We start from the raw sequence: 15,414 nt of genomic DNA, 5'->3' as shown, positions 1-15,414 counted from the left end.
AAGAAGCTAAGCACATCGTGGGTGATGATACTACGCCTTACTGGCAGGGGGAAAGTAGCTCATTGCGGACTTGTTAAATATCTTCATTACTTACTTTATATATAAATCCTATGTTTATTTTTTATTGTTGTTTTAGATGGTGTTTGGAATAGTGTAAAATAAAGATTTACTGTGTGCTTAGGGTTATATTAGAGAATAGGGTGTTTTTAGGGGTTTGGAAGGTTTAATATATTTGTATGAAAAGTAAAATAAATTAAATTTTATTCACACATTCCTTAAAGACTTTTCCACGCTCTGCGTAAGAGTTGAACTGATCTAAACTTGCACAAGCGGGACTTAAAAGAGCTACTTCATTGACTCTTAAGTGATTTGAAATTTCATTTACAGCTTTAGATAAAACTTCACATTTATAGGCTTTCAAATTCGCTTTTTTTGCATAATCAAGCATTTTTTCAGTACTAATACCTATAGCATAGAGTTCTATATCAAATCCTTTCATAAAATCAAATAAATTGCTAAGATCTACACCCTTATCATCTCCCCCTATGATAAGATGGATTTTTTTATCTTTATAGCGACTAAGTGCAGCCATTACAGCACTTTCATTTGTAGCTTTAGTGTCATTTACCCAAAGCCTATTTTGACTGTCTTTAAGCTCTTCGAGTTTATTTTTTTCCATTACAAAGCTATTTAAAAGCTCATAGCTTAAAGTATCAAGTAGAATTTTTTCTATAGCTAAAGCCATGATAGCATCGAGTAAAAAAGGATTTTTAAAGGAAATTTTTTCCGTATCAATGCCAAATTTAACAGATAGATCTTTTTCATCTTCATAGCTTATTTTATGAGCTTTTGTTGGAGTATTTGCATAAATTTTAGGCAGTATTACTACATCACATTCATTCATTCTTTTTAAAACGCTTAGCTTATCTTGAACATAATTATCAAAACTTTCATGCCAAGAAAGATGATCAGGACTTATAGGTAAAAGTGCATAAATTTCAGGTTTAGCTTTATGAGTGTAGTGTAGGGTAAAAGATGAAGTTTCAAGTATCCAAAGTTTTGCATAAGGATTAAGCTCTACTAAAGGAGTTCCAACATTTCCACCCATAACAGCACCAATGTGTGATAATAAATGTGTAGCCATTTGAGTGGTAGTGGTTTTGCCATTGGTTCCGCTTATCCAAACGGATTTTGGCATGATATCATAAAAAAAGTCATATTCACTTTGTAAATTTTTTGCTTTTTGAATGAGTTTGTGCTTTGGTGGAAAACCTGGACTAGGAATTTCAATATCGCTTAAATTATCATCAAAATCATTAGGATTTAAAAGTAAATTTCCTAGTGTATCTTTTTTTGTTTCTATAAAATGATCATCATAGATATCAAAAGACCCAAATTTATCTACCAAATTTTCAGCAATAGCGCGTGTGGTTTTTCCATATCCAAAAAGTGAAATTTTCATTATCTTAGCTTTATTGATGCAAGTGCAAGTAAATTTGAAAGTAGGGCTATCATCCAAAAACGCACTATAATTTTATTTTCTACCCAGCCAACTTTTTCAAAATGATGATGAATAGGTGCCATTTTAAATACTCTTTTATTAAAAATTTTAAAACTTCCAACTTGTAAAATTACAGAAACAGTTTCAAGAACAAAAACAAAACCTATGAGTAAAAGTAAAATTTCATTTTTGCTAATGATAGCTAAAAATCCTATGAATCCACCTAAAGCTAAACTTCCACTATCCCCCATAAAAACCTGTGCAGGATAACAGTTATACCATAAAAATCCCATTAAAGCACCAATTAATGCAGCACAAATAATCACTACTTCACCAAGTCCTTGAATTTTTGGCAAAAGTAAATATTCACTATAATTTAAATTCCCGCTCAAATATAAGAATATCCCTAAAGTAGATAAAGAAAAAATACTTGGAACTGTAGCTAAGCCATCAAGTCCATCGGTTAAATTTACAGCATTAGAGCTAGAAATTAAAACCAAAATCCAAAAAGCAATGGCAAAAATTTCCATATCAAAAAGAGGATGTTTGTAAAAAGGTATAAAAAGTTCTGTGCTAAGTTCTGAACTAAAATATAAAGGTAAGATACAAATAAGTCCTGCGATGATTTGCGCTAAAAGCTTCATTTTTGGGCTAAGTCCTGAATGATTATCTTTTTTTAGAACTTTGCCTAAATCATCTACGAGTCCTATCAAACAAAAAAGTATCAAACAAAGCAAAGCACTTATAGCAAAAATATTATCAAATTTGATACAAAATAAACTTGCGATTACTGCAGAACTGATGAAAATAAGCCCACCCATGGTTGGAGTATGGCATTTGGTTTTATGAGTTTCTGGGGCATATTCGTAAATAGGTTGACTAGCATTTTTAGCTTTTGCCCAAGTAATAAATTTAGGCATTAAAAATAAAGACAAACATAAAGCGATAAAAAAAGCAAATCCTGCACGCACACTAATATAAGTAAAAAAAGCATAATGACTTAAATCTGAAAGATAATACAAAACCTAGCCTTCTTTTTGGTTTTTAAAAGTTTAATTTTAGTAAAATCTAACCAAAAAAATTCTTATAAAAGAGAGAAAAATGAAGCAAAAATGCGTTTTAATTATTACAGATGGAATAGGGTATAATAAGAATAGTAAGTTTAATGCTTTTGAAGCAGCTAAAAAACCAAGTTATGAAAAGCTTTTTAAGGAAGTCCCAAATTCTTTACTAAAAACGAGTGGTTTAGCTGTAGGTTTGCCAGAACGGCAGATGGGAAATAGTGAAGTAGGGCATATGTGTATAGGAAGTGGGCGTATTATTTATCAAAATTTAGTGCGTATTAATAAAGCCATTGAAAACAAAGAACTTGAAAAAAATGAGAATTTACAAAAACTTTTAGCAAAATGTAAAAGAGTGCATATTATAGGGCTTTATAGCGATGGCGGGGTGCATTCTATGGATACGCATTTTAAAGCCATGCTTGAAATTTGTGCGAAAAATGGCAATGAAGTTTTTGCTCATGCAATCACTGATGGGCGCGATGTAAGTCCAAAAAGTGGCTTAAATTTCATAAAAGATTTAAAAGAATTTTGTGAAAACTTAGGCGTGCATTTTGCTACGATTTGTGGGCGTTTTTATGCTATGGATAGAGATAAGCGTTGGGATAGGGTAAAAGAGTATTATGAGTGCTTGTTAGGTAAGGCTTATAAAGTGCCAAATTTATTAGAATACCTACAAAAATCTTACGATGAAAATGTTACTGATGAATTTATCAAAGCAGCTCAAAATGAGAATTACAAGGGCATGAGAGAAGAAGATGGCATTATCTTTATCAACTTTAGAAATGATAGAATGAAACAACTTGTTGAAGTGTTAAATTCTAAGGATTTTAAAGAGTTTGAACGCGAAAAAATCTTTGAAAATTTACTTACTATGAGTGTTTATGATGATAAATTTAAACTCCCTGTGCTTTTTGAAAAAGAAAAAATTGAAAATACTTTAGCGCAAGTGATTTCTAAAGCAGGGCTTAGTCAGCTTCATACCGCAGAAACCGAAAAATATGCCCATGTAACTTTCTTTTTTAATGGCGGAAAAGAAGAGCTTTTAGAAAATGAAACAAGGGTTTTAATCCCAAGCCCCAAGGTAAAAACTTATGATGAAAAACCCCAAATGAGTGCTTTTGAAGTGTGTGATGCAGTGAAAAAAGGTATAGAAAAGGGTGAGGATTTTATAGTGGTAAATTTTGCAAATGGAGATATGGTTGGACATACAGGTGATTTTAATGCTGCTATAAAGGCTGTTGAAGCGGTGGATACTTGTTTGGGCGAGATTGTAGAATGTGCAAAAAAGCATGATTATGCTTTTATCATTACAAGTGATCATGGAAATTGCGAAGCTATGCAAGATGAAAAAGGAAATTTGCTTACCAATCATACCACTTTTGATGTTTTTGTTTTTGTGCAAGCAAAGGGAGTTTCAAAGATTAAAGATAATATGGGGCTTAGCAATATCGCTGCAAGTGTGCTTAAAATTTTAGACTTAGAAATTCCAAAAGAAATGAATGAGGCTTTGTTTTAGTTTGTTTGCCTTTTTTATAAGAAATTTGTTAAGATTGCAATTTTTAAAATTAAACTTATTAAGGATAGATAATGAAATTTAGCGGAAAAAATGTTTTAATTACCGGAGCAAGTAAGGGAATAGGTGCTTCTATCGCAAAAACTTTAGCGGGTTTTGGACTTAAAGTTTGGATTAATTATCGTTCAAAACCTGAACTCGCAGATGCTTTAAAAGATGAAATTATTGCAAGTGGTGGCGTTGCTGCTGTGATTAAATTTGATGCAAGCAAAGAAGATGAGTTTGAAAATGGTGTAAAAACCATAGTGGAGAGCGATGGAGAGTTAAGTTATCTTGTAAATAACGCAGGCGTTACAAATGATAAACTTGCTTTAAGAATGAAATTAGAGGACTTTAGTGGCGTTGTGGATACGAATTTAAGCTCAGCTTTTTTAGGTTGTAGAGAAGCTTTAAAAACCATGAGTAAAAAACGCTTTGGTGCTGTTGTGAATATCGCTTCTATTGTCGGAGAAATGGGTAATGCTGGACAAGTAAATTATTCTGCTAGCAAAGGTGGAATGATAGCTATGACTAAATCTTTTGCTAAAGAAGGAGCAAGTAGAAATTTACGCTTTAACTGTGTAACTCCAGGTTTTATAAAAAGCGATATGACTGAAGTTTTAAGCGATGAAATCAAACAAGTTTATCAAGATAATATCCCTTTAAAACGCTTTGCAGAACCTGAAGAAGTGGCTAATTGTGTAGCGTTTTTACTTAGTGATTATGCCTCTTATGTGACAGGTGATGTGCTTAAGATCAATGGTGGTTTATATATGTAAGGAAAAATGATGGATTTAAAAGAAATAGCACAATTTTTAGATGATAATGCACCGGCATTTTTAGCCACTTTAGGAACTTGTGGAAATCCTAGAGTGCGTCCTATACAAAGTCCATTGCTTATGGGAGATAAAATTTATTTTTGCACAGCAAACACAAAGGGACTTTTTAAACATATAAAAAATTATAATGGTATTGAATTTTGTTCTTGTGCAAAAGATGGGACTTTTTTAAGACTTAGAGCTAATGCGGTTTTTGAACCAAATTTAGAAGTTAAAAAAATGATGTTTGAAAAATACCCTTATCTTGTAAATCTTTATGAAACTCCACAAAATCCAAAATTTGAAGTTTTTTATCTTGATCATTTAAGCGCTAGAATGCAATTTATGAATGGAGAATTTAAGCTTTTTAAGGCTTAATGATTTGATAATTTTATTAACTATATATTAATTAAGATAAATAATATCTTAATTAATATTAACTTTTTGTTATTTTTTTAAGATATAATCATTCCATTTAATTTGCAAGGAATAGATTATGATATATTGCAAAAATTTTTTAATATTTATTTTATTATATTCATCTATCTTCTTTGATTGCTTATCTTATGCTTTTTTATATTTATTAAATTATAAATTTGTTTTTAATTCATTTTATATTGAAAAGAGAGTTTGTTTTTGGATTTTTGGCATGCGGTTATGTAAGATTGACTTACATTAAAAATTATTATTAATTTTTTAAATAAGGAGAATGATATGGGTGAATTTTCTAGAAGAGATTTTATAAAAACAGCCTGTATTAGTGTAGGAGCTTTAGCTGCAAGTTCAAGTGGAGTTTATGCCTTAGATGATTCATCTAAGATGGATAAAGATACAAATTTACCTTCTTGTGATGTTTTGGTAATTGGATCAGGTGGAGCAGGTTTGCGTGCTGCAGCCGCAGTGAGAAAAGAAAATCCAAAATTAAGCGTTGTGGTAGCTACAAAGATGATGCCATCGCGTAACGCAACTTGTATGGCAGAGGGTGGAATTAATGGAGTTACTGATTTTTCTAATGGAGATTCCTATAAATTACATGCTTATGATACTATTAAAGGCGGAGCTTATTTGGTAGATCAAGACGCGGCTTTAAAATTTTGCGAATTAGCTGGAAAGGCTATTTTTAATATGGATTTTATAGGAACCTTGTTTTCAAGAAATGAGCAAGGTGGAGTAGCTCAGCGTTTAATGGGAGGAGCTTCTAAGAAACGCTGTAACTATTCTGCAGATAAAACAGGTCATATTTTAATGCATTCTTGTTTAGATGATGCTATTAGTAGTGGTGTGAAATTTTTAATGGATCATGAACTTTTGGATATAGGTGTTGTGGATGGAAAATGCGAGGGTGTCGTTTTAAGAGATATACAAAGCGGTGGAATTTATCCTGTATTATGCAAAGCTTTGGTGATTGCTACAGGGGGATATACAAGGATATTTTATAATAGAACTTCAACTCCTTTTATTGCCACAGGAGATGGCGTGGCAGCTGCTCTTAGAGCAGGACTTGGTTTTGAAGATCCTGAGATGATACAATTTCACCCAACAGGAGTTGCAAATAGCGGAACTCTTATTACAGAAGCGGCGCGCGGTGAAGGGGGATATCTTTTAAATAATCGTGGTGAGCGTTTTATGAAAAATTACCATGAAAAAATGGAGCTTGCACCGCGAGATGTAGTTGCGCGTGCTATAGAAACAGAAATTCGCGAAGGTAGAGGTTATGGTGAGGGACTTGGAGCTTATGTTTTGTGCGATGTACGCCACTTAGGAAAAGAAAAAATTTTAAAAGATTTACCAAAAATTCGTCACACTGCAATGCTTTTTGAAAATATTGATTTAGTAGATACTCCTGTACCTATCCGTCCAACGGCGCATTATTCTATGGGTGGAATTGAAGTGGCTAAATTTGAAGATATGAGTACTAAAATTGCTGGAATTTATGTAGGTGGAGAAGCTTCTTGTATTTCTATACATGGAGCTAATAGACTAGGGGGAAATTCTTTAGCCGATGCAGTTGTAACAGGGCATTTGGCAGGCATTGGTGCGACAAATTATGCTAAAGATGCAAGTTTTGGAAAAGGAGCAAAAACTCATGAACTTGCTCAAAAATGGCAGGCTAGATTTAAAGAAATTACAAATAATGGCGGAAATGGTCAAGAAATGTATGAATTGCGAGAAGAGCTAGGAAGTCAAAATTGGGATAATATGGGGATTTTTAGAACCCAAGAAAAACTCGATCTTCTAGCAAAAAATTTAGAAGATATACAAGCAAGATATGAAAAAATTTGTATTCCAAATCCTAATGAAGTGATGAATACTGCTTTTACAGATTATGTAGAGCTTGGTAATTTGATTTTACTTTCTCGCTGTGCTTGTTTAGCAGCTAGAAATAGACTTGAAAGTCGTGGGGCTCATACTAGAGAAGATTATCCAAAGCGAGATGATAAAAATTTCTTAAAACATAGCATTGTAAATTTAGAAAATGATGAATTAAAACTTAGTTATAAAGATGTCGTGGTAACTGAGTTTTCACTTGATGGAAGGAGAGTACAATGAAAATTATCATAGATCGTTTTAATGGCAAGGAAAAATATGAACAAAGTTATGATATTGATGATAAGGATATACAAGGAAAAACTCTGCTCTCTCTTTTGCTTTTTATCAAAAAAACAAAAGATATTACTTTAAATTTTACCGCCTCTTGTCAATCTGCAATTTGTGGGGCTTGTGCAGTTCGTGTGAATGGGCATTCTTATCTTGCTTGCGATACTAAAATGCAAGATTTGTTAAAAGAATATGATAATCCTTCAAGTATACGCATTTCTCCGCTTGGAAATTTTAGAGTAATTTCTGATTTAATTGTGGATTGGGAGCCTTCTATAGAAAATTTAAGAAAAATTCGTCCTGCTATGGTGGCAAAAAATGAATTTTCAGCGGAAAAGGGCTGTAAACAAAGTCAAGAAGAATTTGATCGTATTAGCAAGCAATGGGATTGTATTTTATGTGGTAGCTGTGCTTCAGAGTGTAATAAATTAGAAGCAGATAGTAGCGATTATATGCAACCTTTTGTTTTTACTCATGCTTGGCGTGCAGCGGCGGACTCTCGAGGTAAGGATCCTATGCTGCATGTAAAACCCAGCGTAATGAATGGACTTTGGCTTTGTGTTCATTGTCAAGAGTGCGCTGATCGTTGTCCAAAGGGTATAAGTTCAGTAAGTGATATAGCAAATTTAAGAGTGATGGCGATTAAAAAAGGTTTAAATGAAGGCTTAGGGCCTGATCATGCTGAAGCTTTTTATAAAGATTTAGTTGAAGGTTCAGGACGCTTGAATGAAATTTATCTTGCTTTGCGTTCTGAGGGTGTTATAGGTTCTATGGGTAAAACAGATATAGCTTTTAAACTTATGCGTGCAGGAAAAATGAATCCTATGCATGTTTTTGGCGAGGATGAAATAGAAGGGCATAAAGATTTGGTTAAAATGATAAAGGCGGCACAAGAAGCTGCTGTTAAGGAGTAAAATATGCAAAAAGAATACGCTTTTTTTCCAGGTTGTGTTTTATCTCAAGCTGCAAAAGAATCTAAAATTTCACTTGAAGCTATTGCACCTATTTTGGGTTGGAAGTTGAATGAAATTAAGGGGTGGAGTTGTTGTGGGGCTTCTCAAGCACAGTGTGTTGATCCTATTGCGACTTTGGTAGCTAATGCAAGAAATATTGCTTTAGCGGAAGAGATGAAAATGCCAATGCTTGCAACTTGTAGTACTTGTATGCTAACTTTAACTAAAGCAAAAAATACTCTTGATAAGGGTGCAAAAGAACGCATCAATACTTTTTTAGCACAAGGTGGAATGAAATATCAAGGTTCAACGCCTATTACAAGTCTTTTGTGGGAGCTTTATGAGGATTTGGATAATTTAAAAAGCAAGGTGAAAAAGCCGCTTTCAAATTTAAAAGTAGCTTTATTTTATGGTTGCCATAGTTTAAGACCTGAAGATACTTTCGGTAAAAAAGAAAGTTCAACCAATCCAAAAAGTTTTGAAAGTGTAGTAGAAGTTTTAGGGGCTAAAATAGTTCTTTTTGAAAAACGCCTTGATTGTTGTGGTTTTCATGCTTCTTATCCTGCAGAAAAATCTGTGAAAAAAATGTCTAGTCAAATTGTCAATAATGCAAGTGAAAATCAAGCTGATTGTGTTGTAACACCTTGTCCACTTTGTCAAATGCAGCTTGATATCTATCAAGAAAGATTTCAAGATTATACTAATTCTAAAGCAAGATTGCCTATTATTCATTTATCACAATTAGTAGGACTTGCATTAGGACTTTCTAAAGAAATGGTTGGTTTGGATTATAATATTATTGATGCAAGTAAAATTGCATAAAAACATGGGCAAAAAGCCCATGTTTAAAGATTTAATTCCATTCTTAAAGAATGCTCCCAAAAAGTCACTTCTAAGCGTGTTACAGTATGAAAAATTTCGCTGAGTTTTTGGAATTTTTGTGCACTAACACTTGAAGTATAAGAATTAACAAAATCTTCAAATTCTTTAGCTTCATTTTGAAAATTTTCACTTCCATAGGTCAAAATCCATTCCTTGTAAGGATGATCTTTTAAATTTTCATTTTTTAAACGATTTATAATTTCAGCACCTATTTTTGCATAGCCTATAGCGCAAGCACTAAGAGCAACTAACATATCTAAAAAATCTCCATTTTCACCTACGCTTAACATATAACGCGAATAGGCTATATTGACTAAACTTTCATCTTTTGCATCGAGTTCATCTGCATTAATGCCAAGAGATAAAATTGCACGATGAAGCTCCATTTCTCCTTCAACTATATAATTTTGAAATTTCATAGCAAAACGAAGTTCTTTTGCGGTATTTGAGTTAAGTGCTAATCTTGCATAACATTTTGCGTAATTAAGCAAATAAATATAATCTTGCTTGAGATAAAAAAGAAAATTTTCTTGCTTTAGGCTTTTATCTTCCAATTTTTTAACAAAATCATGGTGTAGATAAGCATTCCAAATTTTTTGATTTTCTTTGATTAAATTAGAGAAAAGCATCATTTTTCCTTTATGTTTTAATATTTTATTTTCAAGTATAATGAAAAACTATAAATATTTTAAGCTTTTTATAGTAAAATACGCTTTATTTTAATTTTTTGAAGGAGAACAAATGGCAACATTTGATGATGTAAAAGCAGTAGTAGTAGAGCAATTAAGTATTGATGCAGATGCAGTTAAAATGGAATCAAAAATTATTGAAGATTTAGGTGCTGATTCTTTAGATGTTGTAGAGCTTATTATGGCTTTAGAAGAAAAATTTGAAGTAGAAATTCCAGATAGTGATGCTGAAAAATTAATTAAAATTGAAGATGTTGTAAATTATATTGACAATCTAAAAAAATAATTTTTTTCTTGCAAGGAGCTTATTCTTGAAAAGAGTTGTAGTTACAGGTATTGGTATGATCAATGCCCTTGGTTTAGATAAAGAAAGTTCATTTAAAGCAATTTGCAATGGAGAAAGCGGAGTAAATAAAATTACTCTTTTTGATGCCACAGACTTTCCTGTTCAAATTGCAGCTGAAGTTAAAAATTTTGATCCATTAGAGGTTGTTGATGGCAAAGAAGTAAAAAAAATTGACCGTTTCATACAACTTGGAATTAAAGCAGCAAGAGAAGCAATGCAGGATGCTGGATTTAGCGAAGAATTAGACAAAGAAGAATTTGGCATTGTTTCGGCTGCTGGTATCGGAGGTTTGCCTAACATAGAAAAAAATTCCATTATTTGTTCCGAGCGAGGTCCGCGTAAAATTTCCCCTTTTTTCATACCTTCAGCACTTGTAAATATGTTAGGAGGTTTGATTTCTATAGAGCATGGACTTAAAGGGCCAAATATTTCTTGTGTTACAGCTTGTGCAGCAGGAACTCATGCTATAGGAGAAGCTTATAAAAGTATAGCTTTGGGAAATGCTAAAAAGATGTTAGTCATAGGTGCAGAAGCTGCGATTTGTCCTGTGGGTATAGGTGGTTTTGCTTCAATGAAAGCTTTATCAACTAGAAATGAAGATCCACAGCATGCTTCAAGACCATTTGACAAAGAAAGAGATGGTTTTGTCATGGGAGAAGGTGCTGGAGCTTTAGTTTTTGAGGAATATGAAGAGGCTAAAAAACGCGGTGCTACAATTTATGCTGAATTAATTGGATTTGGAGAAAGTGCAGATGCGCATCATATTACTTCACCAACTTTAGATGGGCCTTTAAGAGCTATGAAAAAAGCTTTAAATATGGCAGGGAATCCAAAGGTAGATTATATCAATGCACATGGAACTTCAACCCCTGTAAATGACAAAAATGAAACAGCAGCAATTAAAGAGCTTTTTGGCAATAATATCCCGCTTATAAGTTCCACCAAAGGACAAACAGGTCATTGCTTGGGTGCTGCAGGTGCAATTGAAGCAGTTGTTAGTGTTATGGCTTTAAGAGATGGGGTAGTTCCACCTACAATCAATCAGCTTGTAAAAGATGATGAATGTGATCTTGATTATGTTCCAAATATATCAAGAAAAGTAGATTTAAAAGTGGTGATGAGTAATTCTTTTGGTTTTGGTGGCACAAATGGCTGTGTTGTATTTAAAAAAGCAGATTAATATGGCTTCTTATTTAGATTTTGAAAAAAATATTCAGCAAATTGATGAGGACATTATCAATGCTCAGATTAAAGGAGATACTGAAGCTGTATCGATTTTAAAGAAAAATCTTGAAAAAGAAATTTCTAAAACTTATAAGAATTTAAGCGATTTTCAACGTTTGCAATTAGCGCGTCATCCAGATCGCCCTTATGCTCTTGACTATATTGAACTTATTTTAAATGACGCTCACGAAATACATGGTGATCGTGCCTTTAGAGATGATCCTGCTATTGTTTGTTTTATGGGTTATTTAGGAGAGAAAAAAATAATTGTAATTGGTGAGCAAAAAGGACGTGGAACAAAAGATAAAATCGCTAGAAATTTTGGGATGCCACATCCTGAAGGATATCGTAAAGCCTTAAGAGTAGCAAGACTTGCAGAGAAATTTCAAATTCCTATTTTATTTTTAATAGATACTCCAGGTGCTTATCCTGGAATAGGTGCTGAAGAAAGAGGGCAAAGTGAAGCTATCGCTAGAAATTTATATGAATTAAGTGATTTGAAAATACCGACCATTGCTATAGTTATCGGAGAAGGTGGTAGTGGCGGGGCGTTAGCTATAGGGGTTGCAGATAGACTTGCAATGATGAAAAATTCTGTTTTTTCAGTAATTTCTCCTGAAGGTTGTGCTGCAATACTTTGGAATGATCCTGCAAAAAGTGAAGCTGCAACCAAGGCTATGAAGGTAACCGCTGATGATTTAAAATCTCAAGGTTTAATTGATGATGTTATAGATGAGCCTACAAATGGTGCACATCGTAATAAAGAAGCTGCAGCAGTAGCTATTGCTGATTATGTAAAAAAATCTCTAAATGAACTTGAAAATATTGATGTACGAGAACTTTCTGCAAATCGTATGCAGAAAATTTTAAAGCTTGGAGCCTATCAAGAGGCTTAGGCTTTTACTTCGCTTTTTTAAATAATTTTATTATTTATAATTGTTATCAAAATTAAGTTAATTAAAAGTATTCTTTTTTTATACTTCAAAAATGATTTTAAATATCAAAATAATTATTTTTAAAGGAATTAATTTGACTCAAATTAAAAATATAAAATTTAAAAAAAGTTTACTGTGTTTTTTGATTTTATCTGGAGCTTTGTTAAAAGCAGAAGAAAAATATCAACTTAATGATGTTGTGGTTAGTGCTAGTGGTTTTGAACAAGATTTGGTTGATGCGCCTGCTAGTATTTCTATCATTACAAAAGAAGAGCTTGAAAAAAAACCAATTAAGGATATAGGGGAAGCTATAGGAGATATTCCAGGTGTAGATGTGACTATGAATAAAACAGGCACTTATGATTTTAGCATACGAGGTTTTGGTAGTTCTTATACTCTAGTTTTAATTGATGGAAAACGTCAAAGTGTTGCAAATGGGTTTTATGATAATGGTTTTAGTGGCAGTGAGTCAGGATATCTACCACCTTTGTCTATGATAGAGCGTATTGAGGTTATACGTGGTCCAGCTTCTACACTTTATGGCAGTGATGCTGTAGGTGGTGTGATAAATATTATCACTAAGAAAAATCCTGATAAGACTGAGGCAAATATAGAATTTAACACTCTTTTACAACAGCACTCTAATCACTATGGCAATGCTGGGGGATTTAATGCTTATGTGGCAACTCCTTTGATTGAAGATACATTATCAATTTCTGCAAGGTTGAAGTATTATGATAAGGCAGCTTCTGATTTAAAATGGCCTACACCAGTTTGGAATAGTAGTCAACAAAGACCTGATAATTATCAAATTGCTAGTCATAGTCCAGGTGCTTTTACTAGTTTAGGTTTTGGTTCTAGGCTTAATTGGACAGTAAATGATAAAAATAATATATATTTTGATATAGAACGATATATTAATGAAATTTCAGTGAATTCTACAAGTAGTAGGGCTATTAAAAGTGAAAGACAACTTTTTAAGGATAATATTGTTTTAAATCATGATGGTAACTATGATTTTAGTTCAACTAACTCATATTTACAATATGGTAGCACTAAGGATAAGGAGCTGCATAGCCAAATTTGGGTAGGAGAAGGTAAGGTTGTTTTACCTTGGAATTTAGGTCAGTACGGTAATTTAGTAAATACCTTTGGTGCAAGGATTGATTATGAGGTGTTAAAAAATGATCAAGCAAGCGCAGGTAGTCAAATAAGAGGTAAAAATCTTGATCAAACCACGGTTGCGCTTTATGGGGAAAATGAGTATTTTATAACAGATGATTTGATTTTTACTACAGGTTTGCGTTATATTTATAGCGATTTGTTTGATTCTGAATTTACGCCTAGGGTTTATTTGGTTTATCACTTAAATGATAATATAGCCTTTAAAGGAGGTGTTTCAAAAGGCTATAAAACTCCTGCTGCTAAGGAGTTGACAAATGGATATTATAATTATGCCAATGGTAATGCTTATTTTGGAAACCCTGACTTAAAACCAGAAGAAAGTATAAATTATGAATTGGGTGTTGATTTTAGGATATTTGATTTTGCACATTATTCTATCACAGGATTTATTACTGATTTTACAAATCAAATCAGTAGTGAAGATTTAACAGGTATACAAAATGGTATTAATTGTAGCAATGGCACTGTTTGTACGCGTCCTATTAATCTTGGAAAAACACAGACTAAAGGTATAGAATTTGCATTTAATACCAAAACTTACAATGGCTTTAGCCTAAATTCAAGTTATACTTTTATGGATAATCGCTACAAAGATGGTCAAAAAAATTGGTTTGGTGGTGATAGAATAGAAAATTTACCAAGGCATATGGCAATGTTAAAATTAAACTATGAGCGAGGTAAATTTAGTTCCTATATAAAAACACGAGCAAGACTTGATACTATAGCTAAAGCAAAAGGTGGCGGTAATGGTAGTCTGCCATGGCAAAAATATAAGCCTTTTTATATAGTGGATTTAGGGATAAATTATAAAATTAATAAGCAATCTAGCTTAAGTTTTGCAGTGCAAAATCTTTTTGATAAAAATTTCTTCGATCCTCAAGTTACTAAATGGGATGGGGCTAATCCTGCTGGATATGCAAATCGCTATCAAGACTATACAGAAGGAAGGAGTTTTTGGTTGAGTTATAAATATGATTTTTAATTTTTTAAGGCTTTAATCACCTTTATATTTTCAAAAAAGCAAAAATAAAGTACAATGTAAAAAATAAATAAAAGGTTTTATTATGGCGTTTAAAAATTTAAAAGAACTTTCTTTTGAAAAATCAAATTATATTAAGCCTAAGAGATTTGCTTATGAAAGTAATGGTAAGTTTTGTACTTGGGATTTTATAGAATCTAAAGATAGTGTTTCAGTGCTTTTGTATCATAAAGAATTAGAAAGTTTTATTTTTGTACGCCAATTTCGCATACCACTTTGGTATCATCAAATGCATGATAAAGATTATGTAAAAGATGATAATATGGGCTATACTATAGAGCTTTGTTCAGGACTTGTAGATAAAAAATTATCTTTAGAGGAAATAGCAAAAGAAGAATGTATAGAAGAACTAGGATATGCTCCTAAAAATTTAGAAAAAATAGGAGATTTTTATACAGGGTTTGGTTCAGGTGTAAGCAAGCAAAGTTTTTATTTCGCAGAAGTTGATGAAAAAGATAAAATTTCTTCTGGAGGTGGAGTTGATGATGAAGAGATTGAAGCTGTTTATGTTAAGGTGCAGGATTTTGAAAAAAAATGTAAAAATATGATAAGAACGCCTTTGCTTGATTTTGCTTATATGTGGTTTTTAAAGGAAAAGAGAGGAAAATTAAAGATTATTTAGGTTAAA

The 15,414-nt window shown here is 32.5% G+C and carries 15 protein-coding genes; 12 read left to right on the top strand and 3 right to left on the bottom strand.

What is annotated here, in order from left to right; genetic code table 11:
* Window positions 1-253: 253 nt before the first annotated feature.
* On the bottom strand, window positions 254-1,462 hold the full coding sequence (gene murD, locus ELQ09_RS07725; RefSeq protein WP_134224959.1) for a UDP-N-acetylmuramoyl-L-alanine--D-glutamate ligase: 1,209 nt from the start codon (window positions 1,460-1,462) through the stop codon (window positions 254-256).
* On the bottom strand, window positions 1,462-2,523 hold the full coding sequence (gene mraY / locus ELQ09_RS07720; RefSeq protein WP_002881164.1) for a phospho-N-acetylmuramoyl-pentapeptide-transferase: 1,062 nt from the start codon (window positions 2,521-2,523) through the stop codon (window positions 1,462-1,464). Before mraY ends, murD begins: the two co-directional genes overlap by 1 nt.
* Window positions 2,524-2,602: 79 nt before the next feature.
* Here mraY and gpmI point away from each other — a divergent pair, with 79 nt between their 5' ends.
* From gpmI to sdhE, 7 genes are all read left to right on the top strand, one after another.
* Window positions 2,603-4,081, top strand: coding sequence for a 2,3-bisphosphoglycerate-independent phosphoglycerate mutase (gene gpmI / locus ELQ09_RS07715; RefSeq protein WP_134263878.1), 1,479 nt, complete (start codon window positions 2,603-2,605; stop codon window positions 4,079-4,081).
* The gene (locus tag ELQ09_RS08500; protein ID WP_032603128.1) at window positions 4,065-4,163 is read left to right on the top strand and encodes a hypothetical protein; all 99 of its coding nucleotides are present in this window, start codon (window positions 4,065-4,067) and stop codon (window positions 4,161-4,163) included. Before gpmI ends, ELQ09_RS08500 begins: the two co-directional genes overlap by 17 nt.
* Window positions 4,153-4,896 (top strand): 3-oxoacyl-ACP reductase FabG, encoded by a 744-nt coding sequence (gene fabG, locus ELQ09_RS07705; protein ID WP_070316517.1) that lies wholly within the window; start codon window positions 4,153-4,155, stop codon window positions 4,894-4,896. Before ELQ09_RS08500 ends, fabG begins: the two co-directional genes overlap by 11 nt.
* A gap of 6 nt (window positions 4,897-4,902) precedes the next feature.
* Window positions 4,903-5,313, top strand: a complete 411-nt coding sequence (locus tag ELQ09_RS07700; protein ID WP_079263854.1) for a pyridoxamine 5'-phosphate oxidase family protein — start codon at window positions 4,903-4,905, stop codon at window positions 5,311-5,313.
* 336 nt (window positions 5,314-5,649) lie between these two features.
* Window positions 5,650-7,485, top strand: coding sequence for an 8-methylmenaquinol:fumarate reductase flavoprotein subunit (gene sdhA, locus ELQ09_RS07695; protein ID WP_134224957.1), 1,836 nt, complete (start codon window positions 5,650-5,652; stop codon window positions 7,483-7,485).
* Complete coding sequence (gene sdhB / locus ELQ09_RS07690; protein WP_002854950.1) at window positions 7,482-8,447, top strand: 8-methylmenaquinol:fumarate reductase iron-sulfur subunit; 966 nt, start codon at window positions 7,482-7,484, stop codon at window positions 8,445-8,447. Before sdhA ends, sdhB begins: the two co-directional genes overlap by 4 nt.
* A gap of 3 nt (window positions 8,448-8,450) precedes the next feature.
* Complete coding sequence (gene sdhE / locus ELQ09_RS07685; protein WP_070316520.1) at window positions 8,451-9,308, top strand: 8-methylmenaquinol:fumarate reductase membrane anchor subunit; 858 nt, start codon at window positions 8,451-8,453, stop codon at window positions 9,306-9,308.
* A 23-nt stretch (window positions 9,309-9,331) separates the two neighbouring features.
* Here sdhE and tenA read toward each other — a convergent pair whose 3' ends face one another.
* Window positions 9,332-10,000, bottom strand: a complete 669-nt coding sequence (gene tenA, locus ELQ09_RS07680) for a thiaminase II (RefSeq protein WP_088303704.1) — start codon at window positions 9,998-10,000, stop codon at window positions 9,332-9,334.
* A gap of 109 nt (window positions 10,001-10,109) precedes the next feature.
* Between tenA and acpP the strand changes: the two genes are divergently transcribed.
* The 5 genes from acpP (at window position 10,110) to ELQ09_RS07655 (ending at window position 15,408) form a co-directional block, all read left to right on the top strand.
* Window positions 10,110-10,343: an acyl carrier protein gene (acpP, locus tag ELQ09_RS07675; RefSeq protein WP_002854831.1), complete on the top strand. Its 234-nt coding sequence runs from the start codon at window positions 10,110-10,112 to the stop codon at window positions 10,341-10,343.
* A gap of 25 nt (window positions 10,344-10,368) precedes the next feature.
* Window positions 10,369-11,583, top strand: coding sequence for a beta-ketoacyl-ACP synthase II (locus ELQ09_RS07670; RefSeq protein ID WP_134263877.1), 1,215 nt, complete (start codon window positions 10,369-10,371; stop codon window positions 11,581-11,583).
* Between the two features lies 1 nt (window position 11,584).
* Window positions 11,585-12,523, top strand: coding sequence for an acetyl-CoA carboxylase carboxyltransferase subunit alpha (locus tag ELQ09_RS07665; RefSeq protein WP_002854780.1), 939 nt, complete (start codon window positions 11,585-11,587; stop codon window positions 12,521-12,523).
* A gap of 133 nt (window positions 12,524-12,656) precedes the next feature.
* Window positions 12,657-14,729, top strand: a complete 2,073-nt coding sequence (locus ELQ09_RS07660) for a TonB-dependent receptor (protein ID WP_134263876.1) — start codon at window positions 12,657-12,659, stop codon at window positions 14,727-14,729.
* An 82-nt stretch (window positions 14,730-14,811) separates the two neighbouring features.
* Complete coding sequence (locus tag ELQ09_RS07655) at window positions 14,812-15,408, top strand: NUDIX domain-containing protein (protein ID WP_070316522.1); 597 nt, start codon at window positions 14,812-14,814, stop codon at window positions 15,406-15,408.
* The last annotated feature ends 6 nt before the right edge of the window (window positions 15,409-15,414 follow it).

The organism is Campylobacter sp. CH186, assembly GCF_004378925.1.
Taxonomy (GTDB): Bacteria; Campylobacterota; Campylobacteria; order Campylobacterales; family Campylobacteraceae; genus Campylobacter_D; species Campylobacter_D jejuni.
This window is presented reverse-complemented; position numbering and strand designations above follow the sequence as displayed.

Coding starts and splice junctions, on each gene's coding strand:
- ELQ09_RS07655 (WP_070316522.1), top strand. CDS start 14,812: ATGGCGTTTAAAAATTTAAAAGAACTTTCTTTTGAAAAATCAAATTAT.
- murD (WP_134224959.1), bottom strand. CDS start 1,462: ATGAAAATTTCACTTTTTGGATATGGAAAAACCACACGCGCTATTGCT.
- sdhA (WP_134224957.1), top strand. CDS start 5,650: ATGGGTGAATTTTCTAGAAGAGATTTTATAAAAACAGCCTGTATTAGT.
- sdhB (WP_002854950.1), top strand. CDS start 7,482: ATGAAAATTATCATAGATCGTTTTAATGGCAAGGAAAAATATGAACAA.
- gpmI (WP_134263878.1), top strand. CDS start 2,603: ATGAAGCAAAAATGCGTTTTAATTATTACAGATGGAATAGGGTATAAT.
- ELQ09_RS08500 (WP_032603128.1), top strand. CDS start 4,065: ATGAGGCTTTGTTTTAGTTTGTTTGCCTTTTTTATAAGAAATTTGTTA.
- fabG (WP_070316517.1), top strand. CDS start 4,153: ATGAAATTTAGCGGAAAAAATGTTTTAATTACCGGAGCAAGTAAGGGA.
- acpP (WP_002854831.1), top strand. CDS start 10,110: ATGGCAACATTTGATGATGTAAAAGCAGTAGTAGTAGAGCAATTAAGT.
- tenA (WP_088303704.1), bottom strand. CDS start 10,000: ATGATGCTTTTCTCTAATTTAATCAAAGAAAATCAAAAAATTTGGAAT.
- ELQ09_RS07665 (WP_002854780.1), top strand. CDS start 11,585: ATGGCTTCTTATTTAGATTTTGAAAAAAATATTCAGCAAATTGATGAG.
- ELQ09_RS07700 (WP_079263854.1), top strand. CDS start 4,903: ATGATGGATTTAAAAGAAATAGCACAATTTTTAGATGATAATGCACCG.
- sdhE (WP_070316520.1), top strand. CDS start 8,451: ATGCAAAAAGAATACGCTTTTTTTCCAGGTTGTGTTTTATCTCAAGCT.